The organism is uncultured Bradyrhizobium sp. (assembly GCF_964252615.1).
Classification (GTDB): domain Bacteria; phylum Pseudomonadota; class Alphaproteobacteria; order Rhizobiales; family Xanthobacteraceae; genus Bradyrhizobium.
Window position 1 is genome coordinate 21021 of the sequence record NZ_CAXUNQ010000048.1, and the last position, 15591, is coordinate 36611.

At 62.7% G+C, this 15591-nt stretch carries 14 protein-coding genes; 8 read left to right on the forward strand and 6 right to left on the reverse strand.

Going from position 1 to position 15591, the window contains the following annotated elements; all coding sequences use genetic code 11:
* Positions 1-62 precede the first annotated feature (62 nt).
* From typA to ACFE72_RS19725, 3 genes are all read right to left on the reverse strand, one after another.
* Positions 63-1889: a translational GTPase TypA gene (typA, locus tag ACFE72_RS19715; RefSeq protein WP_375414804.1), complete on the reverse strand. Its 1827-nt coding sequence runs from the start codon at positions 1887-1889 to the stop codon at positions 63-65.
* 233 nt (positions 1890-2122) lie between these two features.
* Entirely contained in the window at positions 2123-2827 is a 705-nt protein-coding gene (locus tag ACFE72_RS19720; protein WP_375414805.1) for a cyclase family protein, read from the reverse strand.
* Positions 2828-2894: 67 nt separating this feature from the next.
* Positions 2895-4337, reverse strand: coding sequence for a TAXI family TRAP transporter solute-binding subunit (locus ACFE72_RS19725; protein ID WP_375414806.1), 1443 nt, complete (start codon positions 4335-4337; stop codon positions 2895-2897).
* Between the two features lie 131 nt (positions 4338-4468).
* Here ACFE72_RS19725 and ACFE72_RS19730 point away from each other — a divergent pair, with 131 nt between their 5' ends.
* Both ACFE72_RS19730 and ACFE72_RS19735 read left to right on the forward strand, forming a co-directional pair.
* Positions 4469-4825 carry a 4a-hydroxytetrahydrobiopterin dehydratase gene (locus ACFE72_RS19730; protein ID WP_375414807.1) on the forward strand — a complete coding sequence of 119 codons (357 nt, stop codon included), beginning with the start codon at positions 4469-4471 and terminating at the stop codon, positions 4823-4825.
* A gap of 93 nt (positions 4826-4918) precedes the next feature.
* The gene (locus ACFE72_RS19735) at positions 4919-5302 is read left to right on the forward strand and encodes a YkvA family protein (RefSeq protein WP_375414808.1); all 384 of its coding nucleotides are present in this window, start codon (positions 4919-4921) and stop codon (positions 5300-5302) included.
* Positions 5303-5340: 38 nt separating this feature from the next.
* Here the strand turns inward: ACFE72_RS19735 and ACFE72_RS19740 are convergent, their stop codons facing one another.
* Positions 5341-6315, reverse strand: coding sequence for an NADPH:quinone oxidoreductase family protein (locus ACFE72_RS19740; protein WP_375414809.1), 975 nt, complete (start codon positions 6313-6315; stop codon positions 5341-5343).
* 190 nt (positions 6316-6505) lie between these two features.
* Between ACFE72_RS19740 and ACFE72_RS19745 the strand changes: the two genes are divergently transcribed.
* The 6 genes from ACFE72_RS19745 (at position 6506) to argG (ending at position 12450) form a co-directional block, all read left to right on the forward strand.
* Positions 6506-7342, forward strand: coding sequence for an SDR family oxidoreductase (locus ACFE72_RS19745; protein WP_375414810.1), 837 nt, complete (start codon positions 6506-6508; stop codon positions 7340-7342).
* A gap of 162 nt (positions 7343-7504) precedes the next feature.
* Positions 7505-8131 (forward strand): invasion associated locus B family protein, encoded by a 627-nt coding sequence (locus ACFE72_RS19750; protein ID WP_375414811.1) that lies wholly within the window; start codon positions 7505-7507, stop codon positions 8129-8131.
* Between the two features lie 135 nt (positions 8132-8266).
* A complete protein-coding gene (gene rlmN, locus ACFE72_RS19755) occupies positions 8267-9457 on the forward strand; it encodes a 23S rRNA (adenine(2503)-C(2))-methyltransferase RlmN (RefSeq protein WP_375414812.1) in 1191 nt (396 codons plus the stop codon).
* Positions 9458-9614: 157 nt separating this feature from the next.
* Positions 9615-10103: a hypothetical protein gene (locus ACFE72_RS19760; protein ID WP_375414813.1), complete on the forward strand. Its 489-nt coding sequence runs from the start codon at positions 9615-9617 to the stop codon at positions 10101-10103.
* A gap of 130 nt (positions 10104-10233) precedes the next feature.
* Positions 10234-11010, forward strand: a complete 777-nt coding sequence (locus tag ACFE72_RS19765; RefSeq protein WP_375414814.1) for a phosphatase PAP2 family protein — start codon at positions 10234-10236, stop codon at positions 11008-11010.
* Positions 11011-11112: 102 nt separating this feature from the next.
* Positions 11113-12450, forward strand: a complete 1338-nt coding sequence (gene argG / locus ACFE72_RS19770) for an argininosuccinate synthase (protein WP_375414818.1) — start codon at positions 11113-11115, stop codon at positions 12448-12450.
* Between the two features lie 71 nt (positions 12451-12521).
* On the opposite strand, the gene ACFE72_RS19775 is transcribed toward argG, so the two are convergent.
* Both ACFE72_RS19775 and ACFE72_RS19780 read right to left on the reverse strand, forming a co-directional pair.
* The gene (locus ACFE72_RS19775) at positions 12522-13715 is read right to left on the reverse strand and encodes a hypothetical protein (RefSeq protein WP_375414815.1); all 1194 of its coding nucleotides are present in this window, start codon (positions 13713-13715) and stop codon (positions 12522-12524) included.
* A gap of 260 nt (positions 13716-13975) precedes the next feature.
* A partial coding sequence (locus ACFE72_RS19780; protein WP_375414816.1) for an OmpA family protein occupies positions 13976-15591 on the reverse strand: 1616 nt, incomplete at its 5' end.

Sequence of the window (15591 nt, forward strand, 5' to 3'; positions counted from 1 at the left end):
TAGATGGCCGGGACAAGCCCGGCCATGACGATTTTAGTCGTACCGACATGCTCAAACAGGGGTCACGCCACTTCCTGCTTGCTCTTCTCGGCGCGCTTGCGCTCGTTGGCGTCGAGAAATTTCTTGCGCAGCCGGATCGATTTCGGCGTCACCTCGACCAGTTCGTCTTCCTCGATATAGGCCAGCGCCTTTTCCAGCGTCATCCTGATCGGCGGCGTCAGGCGTACCGCCTCGTCTTTCGAGGTGGTACGGATGTTGGTAAGCTGCTTGCCCTTGAGAATGTTGATCTCGAGATCATTGTCGCGGGTGTGCTCGCCGACGATCATGCCGCGATAGACCTTCCAGCCCGGCTCGATCATCATTGGACCGCGGTCTTCCAGCTTGAACATGGCATAGGCCACCGCCTCGCCCTGGTCGTTGGAGATCAGCACGCCGTTGCGACGGCCCTGGATGTCGCCCTTATAGGGCGCGTAGCCATGGAACAGCCGGTTCATGATGGCGGTGCCGCGGGTGTCGGTCAGCAGTTCGCCCTGATAGCCGATCAGGCCGCGAGTCGGCGCGTGAAATACGAGGCGCAGCCGATGGCCGCCGGAGGGGCGCATCTCCATCATCTCGGCCTTGCGCTCGCTCATCTTCTGCACGACGACGCCGGAGTGCTCCTCGTCGACGTCGATCACGACCTCTTCGACCGGCTCCTGCCATTCGCCCGTCGCATCGTCCTGCTTGAGCACGACCCGCGGACGCGACACCGACAGCTCAAACCCTTCGCGGCGCATGGTCTCGATCAGGATGCCGAGCTGCAACTCGCCGCGCCCGGCCACTTCCATCGCGTCCTTGTCGTCGGATTCGCGCACGCGCAACGCCACATTGCCTTCGGCCTCGCGCAGCAGGCGGTCGCGGATCATGCGGCCGGTGACCTTGCTGCCTTCGGTGCCGGCCAGCGGCGAATCGTTGACGCGAAACGTCATCGACAGCGTCGGCGGATCGATTGGTTGCGCGGCAATCGGCTTTTCCACCGACGGGTCGCAGATGGTGTGGGCGACGGTGGCGTTCGGCAGTCCGGCCAGCGCTACGATATCGCCGGCTTCCGCCTCATCCACGGCGGTGCGTTCGATGCCGCGGAATGCCAGTACCTTGGTGATGCGGCCGGTTTCGATCAGCTTGCCGTCGTGATCGAGCACCTTGACGCTCTGGTTCGGCTTGACCGAGCCCGATGAGATGCGGCCGGTGATGATGCGGCCGAGATAGTTGTTGGCTTCCAGGATGGTGCCGAGCAGGCGGAACGGGCCTTCTTCGACCACCGGCGGCTTGACATGGCTGAGCACCAGGTCGAACAGCGGTTTCATGCCGTCGTCGTGCGAGCCCTCGAGGGAGGTCGCCATCCAGCCCTGCTTGGCCGACCCGTAGAGAATTGGGAAATCGAGCTGCTCGTCGGTGGCGTCGAGGGCGGCGAACAGGTCGAACACTTCGTTGATGACTTCGACGGGACGGGCATCGGAGCGGTCGACCTTGTTGATGACGACGATGGGCTTCAGCCCCATGCGCAACGCCTTCGACACCACGAATTTGGTCTGCGGCAGCGGGCCCTCGGCGGCGTCGACCAGCACCAGCGCGCCGTCCACCATGTTGAGGATGCGCTCGACCTCGCCGCCAAAATCGGCGTGCCCCGGCGTATCGACGATGTTGATCCGGGTTCCCTTCCATTCCACCGAAGCGGCCTTGGCCAGGATGGTGATGCCGCGCTCACGCTCGAGATCGTTGGAATCCATTGCGCGCTCGACCTGGCGCTGATTGTCGCGGTAAACGCCCGACTGCTGCAACAGGCGATCGACCAGCGTGGTCTTGCCATGGTCGACGTGGGCGATGATGGCGATGTTGCGGAGATTCATGGCTCTTCTTCTAAATCAGACCAATGGCTGGAGCGCGATCTCGCCGGAAAACCGGGACCCACTTTTCCGGATCACGCTCAAAAACCTGGAATTCAGGGCGCAGGGCACCCAAAAAGGAAGCCCGGCCAAAAGGACCGGGCAAGCCTTGCGCGTTGCGGTGCAATATAGTGATAAATCAGCAAAAAACAATGGATTGTTGAAGCGAATTACGCGGATGCTCCTGCCACTTATCGTTATTCGACCGGCTTTGAGCCCAGATCGAACACGGCGACGGCGCGGATCGGCGAACCGGTGCCTTCGCGCCACTTCATCGGCAGGCCGATGAAGGTGAACGGGCCCTGGCCTAGCAGCGCTTCCAGATTACACAGGCTCTCGATGTGGGTGATGTCGAGTTCGCCGCACGCCTTGTGAACCAGCGCGTTTACCTTGCCCTCGGGGCCGGGCCGCATCGAATCGATGCCGAAATGCACGACGCCTTGCCGCGCCAGCCATTCGGTGGCGGCGACATTCAGGCCGCAATTGTCGGTCGCGTATTCCTTGCGCGGAAAGGTGCGTTCGTGATGGCCGGTGCAAAGCAGAACGGTTCCGCCGTTCGGCACCGGCAGGCCTGCTTTCCGCACCGCCGCTTCGAGGTCGGAAGGCGCGATCTCGGCGCGCGGCGCGATGTGGCGCAGATCCAGGCAGATGCCCGGGACGATGCAGTTCTCCAGCGGATATTCGTTGATCGGCTGGCCAGTCTTGTTGAAGTGCCGCGGCGCGTCGATGTGGGTGCCGGCGTGGTCCGGCATCGAGATGAACATTGACGAAAGTCCGTGCACGTTGCCGGATTCGGCGAAGCTGTCCTCGTGGGTCTTCCAGACGCCATGGATAATGGGAGGATGGCCAGGGTAGCTCGGGGTACGGTGATAGAGTTCACGACTGAGATCTATGATTTTCACGAACGACTCCGCATATCGTGGCGTCAAGGATAAAGCGTCCGGTCGTTTGCCCGCCCTGAGTCTACGCCTACGAGGCACCGGTCGCACGGAGCTGGACGCCCGCCCGGTGCAGATTTTGCGGCATGCTCGCCAGCAGAGTTTTGCGGTCGGCGACCGCGTTATGGAACTGTTCCAGCGCGATATTGAAGGCGGTCAGCGACCCGTTGTCGATCGCGCCATGCTCGAAGCACTGCAGCGTGTCGCGCAGAATGGTATCGGCCTCGGACTGCATCCCGTCGAGCTCATCGATCGAATCGCTGTGACGCGCCGCCGTCAGCATGTCCAGCAGCCGTTCGCGCAACGTGGAATTGTTGCCGCGCTCGTCTTTCTTCAAATAGCTCGCGAACCATGCGCCGACCGAGCCCAACAAGGATAGCCCCATCAGACTGAACCAGATGTAATCGCTGTAGCGGTCGAGGAAGGTTTTTTCCTCACCATCGACATAGGCGGCGGCCCCCGGATGCACTGGGATCGCGGCATCCTTGTCGGTGTCCGGGGTTTCGATTTTCGCAGCCAGAGGGAATTCCGACAGCAGCGTCTGACGTACCGCGAACAACTGCCGGGTGAAGGCGGCGACGGTGGCTTCCGACAGGCCCTTGCGGGCCACGATGTGATGCGAGAAGCTGATCGTTTTCACTTCGTCATCGGGCCGGGCGGGCGACCCGCCGAACGTCCCGGCAGGAATTTCCGACGCCTCATAGGCCGGAAAGTTCTGCGAGATCGCAGCGGCGGCGTCGATCGCGAGGAATTTAGGCGACGCGCCCTCACGAATCGACGCGTTGATCGCATCCGACGTGATCTTGCTGTTGACCGGTCCGGCCGCAAGATACGCGTCGGCTTTCTGGTTGCGGATCGCTTCGGCGGCCTCATTGGCGGGGAACTGGATGATGTCGAGCTTGCTCGTATCCACGCCGTATTGGGTCAGGATCACTTTCAGCAGGTTGACGTTGGCGGGGGTCCTGCCGACGACGCCGATGCGACGGCCGGCGAGTTGCTGGATCTTGGTGATCTTCGGGCCCGCCTTCTGCCCCTTCACCGACGGCGGTACCCATAGCACCGCGACGTTCTTGCGCAGCGTCGCCACCGCCTGCGCAATTTTCGGCACGTCGAGATCGCCGCGGATGATCGCGAGATCGGCCTTGCCGTCGGCAAGCGCCGCCGCACTGGCGGTGGCGCCGTCGGTCTGCAACGGCCGCAGCCGGACCTGGCTGTGCGCAAAGGACTGCGTCAGCGTCTGGACCACCTTGAGATCGTCGCTGTTCTGCGGGCCTACCGCGATTCGCAGCGTTACCGGACGCATGGCGAAGTAGTACGCGCCGCTGACCGCGCCCACCAGCGCAAGCGTGCTTGCCAGCGTGACCAGCATCATCTTCCGCTTCGTCGAACGCGGCGATAGCGGCGCGAGTGGCCCGACGGCGTCAGGATCGGCAGCAATCGATCGGGAAAACAATCTTTTCAGGCTCACTGCCATCGCTACCGGTTAGATCGGAAATGTAGCAAAATTCCTGCCAGCCAGGCATGACATCTGCGTCATGGTTACCGAAGCAGGTTTCTGGACCGCATTTCGCCCGTTATTATGGCGTGACGAGGGGGTGCGACATCATGGACCAAACCGGATCGGCCGGTGTTAGACTGGTGTCAACGGAGGCGATCATGGTGCAGAAATTGTCTGCGGAGGCCCGTAAAACGGCGTTGAAAGACCTGTCGGGCTGGTCTGTCGTGGAGAATCGCGAGGCGATCGAGCGGACCTTCATCTTCAGGGATTTCAACGAGGCCTTCGGGTTCATGACGCGCGCGGCGCTGGTGGCCGAGAAGAACGATCACCATCCGGAATGGCGCAACGTATACAAGACGGTGGACGTCGTGCTGTCGACCCACGACGCCGGCGGCGTCACCTCGCGCGATATCGAATTGGCGCAGGCGATGAATGCGATCGCAAAGCAACTCAGCTTTGGCTGACATGTCATGCAGCGCCCGCTTGCGGGAACGAAGCGGTATCCCCAAATCAGGTCTACCAGCGCGGCGGTCGCGCTTCAGTTGCGGAATCTAGCGATGGCTCCCGAACAAACCGCGGATGTCGAACCGGCCGGACTGCCGGACCAAGATCGCGACAGCATACGCCGGCGTTTCTGGACCAAACTAAAGCGGGTGGTAACGCAGTTGCCGTTTGCCGAGGATCTGCTCGCGGCGTATTATTGCGCCTTCGATGGGCAGACGCCGCGCCATGTGCAGGTGGCATTGCTGGGCGCTATCGCCTATTTTATCCTGCCGTTCGATTTCGTTCCGGACATGCTGCCGATACTTGGATTCACCGACGATGCCGCCGTGCTTGCCACCGCGATCCGGATGGTCACAACCCACATCACGCCGGAGCACCGCGCGGCTGCGCGCGCGACGCTGAAGCGGGGCGTAGAGACGGAAGCTTCACAGAACTAACGTCGTCCCCGCGGAGGCGGGCACGACGATGCACAGCCTTACGGATGCAAAATCACCTTGCCCATCGCCTTGCGGCCCGCCAGAACCTTGAGCGCGTCGGCGGTTTGCGCCAGCGGGAAGCTGCGGTCGACATGGGATGATATTTTGCCCTCCGCGGTCCACTTCACCAGTTTTTCCAGATTGGCGCGATTCTTCTCGGGGTTGAGCCGGGCCCACGCGCCCCAGAATACGCCCCGGATATCGCAGCCCTTCAACAGCGCCAGATTGAGCGGCATTTTGGGAATGTCGCCGGCGGCAAAGCCGATCACGAGAAAACGGCCCCCCCACGCGATCGAACGCAGCGCGGCCTCGGCATAGCTGCCGCCGACCGGGTCGAAAATAATATCGGCGCCCTTGCCGCCGGTGAGCTTTCGCAGGCCTTCCTTGAGATCGTCCGTGGCGTAGTTCAGCCCGAGTTCAGCGCCGTGCGCTTTGGCGAATTTGATTTTCTCATCTGACGAGGCGCAGGCGATCACTTTCAGGCCCATCAGCTTGCCGAGTTCGCAGGCGGCCAACCCGGTGCCGCCGGCCGCGCCGAGCACCGCCAGGGTCTCGCCGGGTTCTGGCTTGGCGCGATCTTCCAGTGCGTGAAGTGCGGTGCCGTAGATGATGATGATTCCTGCGGCGCGATCGAAATCGAGATTGTCGGGAATCTTCACAATGGAATTTGCCGGCAGCGCGATCTTTTCGCGCGCGCCGTTATGTCCGCAGGAAGCCACTACGCGATCACCGACTTTGAGATCGGCGACCCCAGCGCCGACGCTCTCGATCACGCCGGCGACTTCCGCCGCCGGTGAGAACGGGAACGGCGGCTTGATCTGATATTTGCCCTGGATCATCAGGAGGTCGAAGAAATTCAGCGCCGCCGACTTGATGGCGACCACGGCATGGCCGGACTCGGCCACCGGATCTGGAACATCGGCCAGCACCAGGTCGTCGGGGCCGCAATATTGCGAGCAGAGGATGGCTTTCATGGACACACCTGGCTTTAGGGAAACAGGGTTGGTGCTTCATGCCGGATTTGAAGCCGGGCTACAATGCTGATGGTGGTGCGAGGCGCCATTCGCACCCGCGTCACGGCCGGGGCTTGACTCTCCTGGATTCACACATCTCGTCATACGCGGGCTTGACCCGCGTATGACGAGCGGAACAGAAAGAGCGAACATGTTTGAAGCGAATCTGCTTGCGGGAAAACGCATTCTTGTGACTGGCGGCGGCTCCGGGCTCGGCGCTGCGATGGGCCGGCGCTTTGTCGAGCTTGGCGCCGAACTGATCATCTGCGGCCGCAGGCTGGAATTACTGGAGGCGACCGCCGCACAGTTATGCGGCGATCTCGGCGGCAAGGTCAGCGCGATCAGATGCGATATCCGCGATGGCGCGGCGGTCGAAGCGATGATGGACGGGGTCTGGCGCGAGGCGCCGCTGGACGTGGTGGTCAACAACGCCGCCGCCACCTTCATCGCCCAGACCGAACATCTGTCATTCCGCGCCGCGGACGCGATCCTCGCACCCTCACTGCATGGGGCGATGTACTGCACGCTCGCCGCCGGCAGGCGCTGGATCGCGGGCCGGCACAGGGGCGTGGTGTTGAGCATCCTGTCGACATCGACCATCACCGGGCGGGCCTTCACGGTGCCTTCGGCGATGGCGAAATCCGCCATGCTGGCGATGACCAGAAGCCTCGCTGTGGAATGGGGACCGAAGGGCATCCGTACCGTGGCGATCGCTCCCGGGGCGTTTCCGACCCCCGGGGCGTCGGGACAGCTTCGCCCTGAGGGCCGCGAAGGCTGGGCGGTCAAAAATCCGCTCGGCCGCGTCGGGGCGTACGGCGAGCTTGCCGATCTCGCCAGCTTCCTGATCTCGGATCAGGCCGGCTACATCAATGGGGAGATGGTGGTGCAGGACGGCGGATCGCACTTACGCGGTTCCGGCGCCGAAGATCTGCTGCAGTGGAGCGATGCGCAATGGGAGAAACAGCGGGCCGCGCGGCCGAAAACCTGAGACGCCATGCCGGCCTTGTGCCGGGCATCCGCGTCTTAACGGTGCCACAGAAAAAGACGTGGATGGCCGGGACAACAAGCCCGGCCATGACGGGGGAGCTGGTTGCATGCGTCGCCATGCCGGGCCATCTTGCAGTCACAATGATGGGGGATCGACTTAGGCATGTCCGTGCGGGGAATGCTGACTATTTTGACGGCGGGTGCGCTGGTGTACGGGGTTTCTCCGGTGCTGGCGCAGAGCGCTGTGTCAAAGGGCAAGCCGGTCCCGCCCAAGCCCGCCGCTGCCGTTAAACCCGACGCGAAGCCTGACGCCAAACCAGCCGCCGCGGTTGCGGGCAGCGCCGAACCGACATTGATCGGCCAGTTCGGCACCTGGGGGGCCTACACGGCGACCCCGAACGGCAAAAAAGTCTGTTTCGCGCTGGCCAAGCCGTCGTCGTCGAAGACCAATCCGCCCAATCGTCCGCGCGATCCGGCTTACGCTTTCGTCTCCACCCGGCCGGCGGAAAAGGTCAACAACGAAGTCTCGATCATGATCGGTTACGCGCTGAAGCCCGGCTCGGAATCGACGCTCGAAGTCGGCGGCGCGAGCTATGCGATGTATACCCAGGGCGACGGTCTCTGGATCAAGAATGCTGCCGAGGAAGAGCGCATGGTGGAAGCCATGCGCAAGGCCGCCGACGTGACGGTCAAGGGCGTGTCGGCAAAAGGCACCGAAACGACGGATACGTTTTCGCTGAAAGGCCTCGCCCAGGCGCTCGACCGGCTGGCGCAGGATTGCAGGCGGTAAGGCTTTCGAATTCGTCATTCCGGGATGCGCCGCACTTGCGACGCAGGCCCGGAATCCATACTCACGATGGTGGTTATGGATTCCGGGCTCGCGCTTTGCGCGCCTCGGAATGACGTCGCTGGATATGAGTACCGAATGACCGCCTTGGCTCCGCTGGAAAAAACCGCGCTTGAAACCTATGTGCCGCCGGCGAAGCCGTCGCTGGTCGGGCTGTCGCGCGCGGAACTGGCCGAGCAGCTCGGTGCCATCGGCGTCGCCCCGGCGCAGCACAAGATGCGAATTCAGCAGCTGTGGCACTGGATCTATGTGCGGGGAGCGCAAAGTTTCGACGCGATGTCGAGCATCTCCAAAGACATGCGCGCCGAACTTGACCGGCATTTCACGGTGGCGCGGCCCGACGTGGTTGCCGAGCAGATCTCCAACGACGGCACGCGAAAATGGCTGTTACGTTTGCCGAGCGGCGACAGCGTCGAGAGGGCGCATGAAGTCGAGTGCGTCTATATTCCCGAAACCGACCGCGGCACGCTGTGCGTCTCCAGCCAGGTCGGCTGCACGCTGAACTGCTCGTTCTGCCACACCGGCACGCAGCGACTGGTGCGCAATCTCACCGCCGGGGAAATCGTCGGTCAGGTCATGGTCGCGCGCGACCGCTTGAGCGACTGGGCCGATCGCGAGACGCTGACCGGCAGCCGCCTCGTCACCAACGTGGTGATGATGGGGATGGGCGAACCATTGTATAATTTCGACGCGGTACGCGATGCGCTGCTGATCGCTTCCGACGGCGACGGCATCGGCATTTCCCGCCGCCGCATCACGCTGTCGACCTCGGGCGTGGTGCCCAACATCGTTCGCACCGGTGCCGAGATCGGCGTCATGCTGGCGATCTCGCTGCACGCCGTGCGCGACGAGTTGCGCGACGAACTGGTGCCGCTGAACCGCAAATACCCGATCGCCGAATTGCTGCAGGCCTGCCGCGATTATCCCGGTTCGTCGAACGCCAAGCGCATCACGTTTGAATATGTGATGCTGAAGGGCGTCAATGATTCGCTCGACGATGCAAAACTGCTGGTGAAACTGCTGAAGGGCATTCCCGCCAAGATCAATCTGATCCCGTTCAACCCGTGGCCGGGGACGGTTTACGAGTGTTCGGACTGGGGCCAGATCGAAAAATTTTCGGAGTATGTCTTCAACGCCGGCTATTCCTCGCCGGTACGCACCCCGCGCGGCCGCGACATCCTCGCCGCCTGCGGACAGCTCAAATCCGAAACCGAAAAGCTATCCGCGCGCGAGCGCCAGGCACTGCGCGCCATGGCGATGACGGATTGATGATGACGCCGCGCCTAAGTTCGTCACGGCCGGACTTGTTACGGCCATCCACGTTTTTACCAAATTTCCACGAAGCAAGACGCCGATGCCCCGTAACAGGCCCGGGCATGACGATCGAGAGATTGGTGGCGCTGCCATTTGATAATGGGCTTGCTCCATGTCCCTGATCGGCCGTCTCTTTGTCATCCTGTTCGCGTTCCTTGCTGCGTCTCTTGTGGCGGGCATGATCGTTGTCGGCGCGGTGCTGTTTCCCGAATTCAGCGACGTGGCGTCGGGTCCGATCGATCCCAGCGCGATCAATATCGTTCTGGGGTTCGGCTTCATCTTTGTCAGCGGCTTCGCGCTGCTGCCTGCGATGATCGTGGTTGTTATCACCGAGGCATTTTATGTCAGAAGCGTGCTCGCCTATGCAATCGGCGGCGGCGTGGTGGGGGTGGCGTGCTATCTCGGCCTGATCCCGTTCGATCCCGCGACGTTGCGGTTCGACGGCATCGTGCGGCGTCATCTCGAGGTCATGACCGGCGCGGGCATTGTCGGCGGCCTGATCTACTGGATGATCGCGGGCCGCAATGCCGGGTCGTGGCGCGCGCCGAGGCGCATGCTCGCGCCGCCTCCGCCCTTGCCGTCGGGCTCGCCGCCGTCTTAAGTGTACCGCCGTCATTGCGGGAGCGTAGCGACGAAGCGATCCCGTCTTGCTTGTGGCTTCCTGGATTGCTTCGCTGCGCTCGCAATGACGGGGGTTTTCTTCACCGTCACCCTCGGCTAAACCCCGCGCCATGAACCGGACCGGACTCTTCATCGCGCTTGGACTGACCCTTACAATCGGATTGCTGTTCGGAATTTTCCCCGAGCTCGATCTGAAGCTCGCCGCGGTATTTTACGACGCCGCGGCGAAATCCTTTCCGATGAAGCTCAACATGCTTGCAGCGGTCGCGCGCGATGGCGCGATGTGGATCGCGTGGGGCATCGCGCTGCCGTTCATCATCGCGCTGGTGGTTAAGCTGGTGCGGCCAGACAAGCCGCTGCTGGTTTCGGGGCGAGCGACGGCGTTTCTGCTGGTCACGCTGATTTTGTCGGCGGGCATTCTCACCAATCTCACCTTCAAGAGCCATTGGGGACGGCCGCGGCCCGTGGTGGTGACTCAGTTCAATGGCGACCAGCAGTTCGTGCCGTGGTGGGATCCGCGCGGCACGTGCGCCCGCAACTGCTCGTTCTTTTCCGGTGAAGGCGCCACGGCTTTCTGGACCTATGCACCGGCGGCCCTGATGCCGCCCGCGTGGCGGCCGCTTGCCTATGTCGGAGCGACATTGTTCGGCGTAACGACCAGCGTACTCCGCATGGCCTTTGGCGGGCATTTCTTCACCGATGTGGCAGCTGCCGGGCTGGTAACATTTTTAGTGATCTGGCTGATGCACGGATACATCTACCGCTGGCCATCGACGCGCACGACCGATGCGCGCATCGACGCCTCGTTGACGCGGTTTGCCTGGCCCGGCTACCGCCTCGTGCAGCGCTGGCTGGGGCACGAAACAGGCCCAGCACCATCGGCATAAGCGACATTCGCCGCCTTGCCGGCCATTAAACGCGTGCCCGTCGGCACGAAGTTTGATATTCGCGCACTTACGCCGCAACGAAATCAGCCGATTGGAAGCTCCATGAGTACGATCTTAAAAAGCCTGCCTAAAGGAGAAAACGTCGGCATCGCTTTCTCGGGTGGGCTCGACACCAGCGCGGCGCTGCTGTGGATGAAGCAAAAAGGCGCCCGCGTCTTTGCCTATACCGCAAACCTCGGTCAACCCGACGAGGCCGACTACGACGAGATTCCGCGCAAGGCGCTGGAGTTCGGCGCCGAGAAAGCCCGCCTGGTGGATTGCCGTACGCAATTGGTTCACGAAGGCATTGCCGCCATCCAATCGGGCGCCTTCCATGTCTCTACCGGCGGCATTGCGTACTTCAACACCACGCCCCTTGGCCGCGCCGTGACCGGCACGATGCTGGTATCGGCAATGAAGGAGGATGGCGTCAACGTCTGGGGCGATGGCTCCACCTATAAGGGCAACGATATCGAGCGGTTCTACCGCTACGGACTGCTGACCAATCCGGGGTTGCGGATCTACAAGCCTTGGCTCGACCAGCAGTTCATCGACGAACTGGGCGGCCGGGCGGAAATGTCGGCGTTCATGACGGCGAACGGATTTGCCTACAAGATGAGCGCCGAAAAGGCCTATTCGACCGACAGCAATATCCTCGGCGCCACGCATGAGGCCAAGGACCTCGAGCACCTCGACAGCGGCATCAAGATCGTCAATCCCATCATGGGTGTGCCGTTTTGGCGCGACGACTGTGTGGTGAAGGCCGAAAAGGTCGCCGTGCGGTTTGTGGATGGTCAGCCGGTCGCGCTGAACGGCCAGACTTTCACTGATTCCGTCGCGCTGTTCCTCGAGGCCAACGCCCTCGGCGGCCGGCATGGCCTTGGGATGAGCGACCAGATCGAGAACCGGATCATCGAGGCGAAAAGTCGCGGGATCTACGAAGCGCCTGGCATGGCGCTGCTGCACATCGCCTATGAACGACTCGTTACCGGCATCCACAACGAAGACACCATCGAGCAATACCGGGTCAGCGGCATGCGGCTTGGCCGATTGCTCTACCAGGGCCGCTGGTTCGATTCGCAGGCCCTCATGCTGCGCGAGACTGCGCAGCGTTGGGTAGCTCGCGCCGTCACCGGCGAGGTGACGTTCGAACTGCGCCGCGGCAATGATTACTCGATTCTGAACACCGAGAGTCCCAATTTAACCTATCAGCCAGAGCGGTTGAGCATGGAGAAGGTTGAGGATGCGGCGTTCACGCCGGCGGACCGTATCGGCCAGCTGACCATGCGGAACCTCGACATCGCCGATACGCGCGCCAAGCTCGATCTTTACGGCAAGACGGGCCTGCTGTCGGCCGCGGAGAGCTCACGCATCCCCAAACTCGATAGCGACAAGAGCTGAATTGCGCCGCAATTCGCAAAGGCGGGCAGGCGAGAGACTTGCCCGCCTTACCAATCTTGTCATTCAGACGGCTACGGAACAGCAGCAAGCGGAATGGCCCAGATGAAGTCCGTCTGCATTGCCTTCATGGTCTGATTGGGCTGACCTGGATTGTTCCAGAACCAGGTCGGGTTCGGCGTACCATTCGGGCTGCACGAGGCATTCGGTCCGCTTGGACACAAAGCGGCGACCGGCGGGTCAATAAAGCCGGCGCCTTGCGCATCCTCGCCCGAGGCCAGCACCGAAGCGCGGGAATGGCAACTCATGCAGGACGACGTATTGACGAAACCGTTTTCCGTGACCGAATTGCCAAGCAGCGTCGGCACGCCGGTTGCCGTGGTAAAATCGACCTGGCTTCCCTTGAGGCAATAGTTCTGCCACAGCGCCGGCAGACCTGCGGCATTGAACATGGCCTTCAGCGCATCGGTCTTTTCGCACGCCGGATATTGCTGTCCGGTCGTGCCGTGCGCCTTCACCAGCGGCATCTTGGCACCGAAATCGTCACGGCAACCGATGAAATCGCAGCGTCCCGCGTTGTTCCTGTGCTCGAAGGTGGCCCAGGTCCAGTTCGGCACCAGCTTCGAGATGATATGCATCGAGACCAAGGCATATTGCTTGCCGTCGGATGCCGTATTGACGTGATACAGCAGTTGCTCGACGCTCGAAGCCGGTACCCAGTTCGCTTTCACCTCGATCGAGTCGGTCGGAAACGAAATCGGCTTGCCGGCTGCAAAGGCGGCCTTGAGGCCGGCTTGCCTGTAAAGCTTGTTGCAATAGATGAAGTTGAATGTTGCCTGGTTGCGGCGGACTTCCTCGCTTCCGCCCACGGTCGCTTCTAATTGACCTCCAGGCCTTGGCGGAGCCAGCCTCTGCAGAGCCGGCACTTTGAGGATCTTCGGGCTTGCTCCGGCCAGCTGCACGCCGGGACCTCCGGGCGGAGGGGCGGCGGCTTCAACGGCCGGACCGGTCGCGCAGACCGGAGGCGAGGTGCTGCCGGGAAACAGCGGGTTTTGTTGAAACGTATCCTCGTCCGAGGCCCAGGTTTCGAACAGCACGTTGTTATTTCCGGTCGTCGCCGCTGGTTTGGTCACCTGAACGAACAGCTCCCAGGAAAGCTTATCCGGATTGTTCAGTGCGGGATCGGGCTCCGGCTTGATGACCTGCGCATGGACGTTGCCCGCGAACGCCATTCCTGCAACAAACATGGCTAAAATTTTTCGAGTCATGATTTACTCCCTGTCGTGGGCCTATGGCAGTATCGAGCTGAAATCCGCCGATCATCGATCGCTACAAATAGCGCCGGTCACCAGCATGCATTGATTGTGTTTTGGTCGGTACGGCGCAGTCGCACTGCGCAGGCAAAGTTCCGGAAAATCGGAACTATCAGTTGTTAAAAGAAAACTGTCAACCGCCGAGGGCCGCTTGGAACGGCAAAAAATAAATGGCCGGGATCTGATCCCGGCCATGCTTGTCACGTCGATGTCGGTTATCTCCGCGGCGGCGCGGTGCCGGGCGGTGGCGGCGGCAGCGATGCCTGTCCGCCATTCAACAGCGGAGTGATGTTGCGGATGGTGACGCGACGGTTCTGCCGCTCGGGCCCCTGCGTGTCGATCTTGAGATATTGCTCGCCATATCCTTGCGAGGTCAGGTTTTCCGCCGGTACCTGGAATTGCTGCGTCAGCAGTTCGGCCGCCGACTCAGCGCGCCGATCCGACAGCGATAGATTGTCGATGTCCGATCCTACCGCGTCGGTATGGCCTTCGATCAGGAATACCGCGCGCGGATTCTGCGAGATCGCCCGGTTCAGGCCGTCCGCGATTGCCTGCAGCTTGGCCGCCTGATCCGGCGGAATCTCCCACGATCCGGTTTCGAAGTTGATGGTGTCGAGGTCGATACTCGGCATCAACTGGCGGACCGATGGGCTGTAGCGGATTTCGTCGAGCGTATAACGCCTGTCCACGCGCTCCACCGGAGGGGCCGTCATCGTTTCGTAAATCAGATCGGGCGATGCGGTTTCAGCTTCAACGATGTAGCGGTCGCGCGGCATGCGGATCACCGGCGGCGGCAGATCGACATAGAAGCCGCCGACCGCGCCGGGATCGCGATGAGAGTTGTCGATGATGATGATTTCGCGGCCCTGCTGATCGCGGCGTATCCGGCGCAGCAGCCGGCCATCGCGATCATTGACGGTGATGATTTCCGACCCGTCGGGCCGGACAACGACGGTTCGTGTATCGTTTCCGACCTGCTGGGTACGGATGTCGCGCGCGCCGTAGCGGAAGCGATCGACTTCGTTGTGGCGGATGAACGACTGCCCGCCCGGATCGACCACGATCACGCGGCCGGGTTCGGTAAATACCCTGCGGCCGCCCTGTTCGGTTTCGCGCCGCTCGCCGCGGAAATCCTCGATGCGGCGGGGTCCGGACAATGCGGTGCCGGGAGCGATCGGCGCCAGTGCCTGAGCCGGCGGCGGCGCGGGCGGAATCGGCGCGGTGACGGTCGGTGGGGCACGACGCGCAAAGGGAGGGCCGCCAGGCTGTCCGGTTTGCCCGCCGGGTTGTCCTTGCTGCGGAGCCGCAGCGGGAGCCGGGGTGCCCGGTGCGGCGCTGCCTGGCGCCGGCGGTGCGGCATTGTTCGGTGGAGCCGCAGGACGGGATTGCGGTCCCCCTGGAACCGCGGTGCCGGGAGGCGGCGCCGGCGGTGACCCTTGCTGAGGCGCTGATGGTGAACCTTGCTGAGGCGCTGATGATGGCGGCGTTGCGCCAGGTGCGGATGGAGGTGGCTCACCGGGACGTCCCGGCCGGTTTGCACCGGGAGCGCCCTTCTGCTGCGGTTGCGCGGAGGGCGCGGGCGCTGCTGCTGGAGGCGCAGCCGACGGGGAAGCCGCGGGTGCGGCACTCGGAGCTGGCGGAGCATTACGCTCCTGCGGCGTCGCCGGAGATGGCGCAGGCGCGGCAGCAGGCGGCGGTGATGGCGTCGTCGGGCGCGTCGCCACCGGAGGTGCCGGTGGCGGCGTTGGACGCGTCGGCGGAGCCGCAGCAGGCGGCGAAGGTGGCCTTGGTGCGGCGACCGGAGGAGCCGGCGGGGGCGTCGGACGCGGCG

Excerpts from the sequence above, each read along its gene's own strand:
- argG (WP_375414818.1), top strand. The coding sequence starts at position 11,113 with ATGAGTACGATCTTAAAAAGCCTGCCTAAAGGAGAAAACGTCGGCATC.
- ACFE72_RS19745 (WP_375414810.1), top strand. The coding sequence starts at position 6,506 with ATGTTTGAAGCGAATCTGCTTGCGGGAAAACGCATTCTTGTGACTGGC.
- rlmN (WP_375414812.1), top strand. The coding sequence starts at position 8,267 with ATGACCGCCTTGGCTCCGCTGGAAAAAACCGCGCTTGAAACCTATGTG.
- ACFE72_RS19750 (WP_375414811.1), top strand. The coding sequence starts at position 7,505 with ATGTCCGTGCGGGGAATGCTGACTATTTTGACGGCGGGTGCGCTGGTG.
- ACFE72_RS19765 (WP_375414814.1), top strand. The coding sequence starts at position 10,234 with ATGAACCGGACCGGACTCTTCATCGCGCTTGGACTGACCCTTACAATC.
- ACFE72_RS19725 (WP_375414806.1), bottom strand. The coding sequence starts at position 4,337 with ATGGCAGTGAGCCTGAAAAGATTGTTTTCCCGATCGATTGCTGCCGAT.
- ACFE72_RS19730 (WP_375414807.1), top strand. The coding sequence starts at position 4,469 with ATGGACCAAACCGGATCGGCCGGTGTTAGACTGGTGTCAACGGAGGCG.
- ACFE72_RS19775 (WP_375414815.1), bottom strand. The coding sequence starts at position 13,715 with ATGACTCGAAAAATTTTAGCCATGTTTGTTGCAGGAATGGCGTTCGCG.
- ACFE72_RS19760 (WP_375414813.1), top strand. The coding sequence starts at position 9,615 with ATGTCCCTGATCGGCCGTCTCTTTGTCATCCTGTTCGCGTTCCTTGCT.
- typA (WP_375414804.1), bottom strand. The coding sequence starts at position 1,889 with ATGAATCTCCGCAACATCGCCATCATCGCCCACGTCGACCATGGCAAG.
- ACFE72_RS19735 (WP_375414808.1), top strand. The coding sequence starts at position 4,919 with ATGGCTCCCGAACAAACCGCGGATGTCGAACCGGCCGGACTGCCGGAC.
- ACFE72_RS19740 (WP_375414809.1), bottom strand. The coding sequence starts at position 6,315 with ATGAAAGCCATCCTCTGCTCGCAATATTGCGGCCCCGACGACCTGGTG.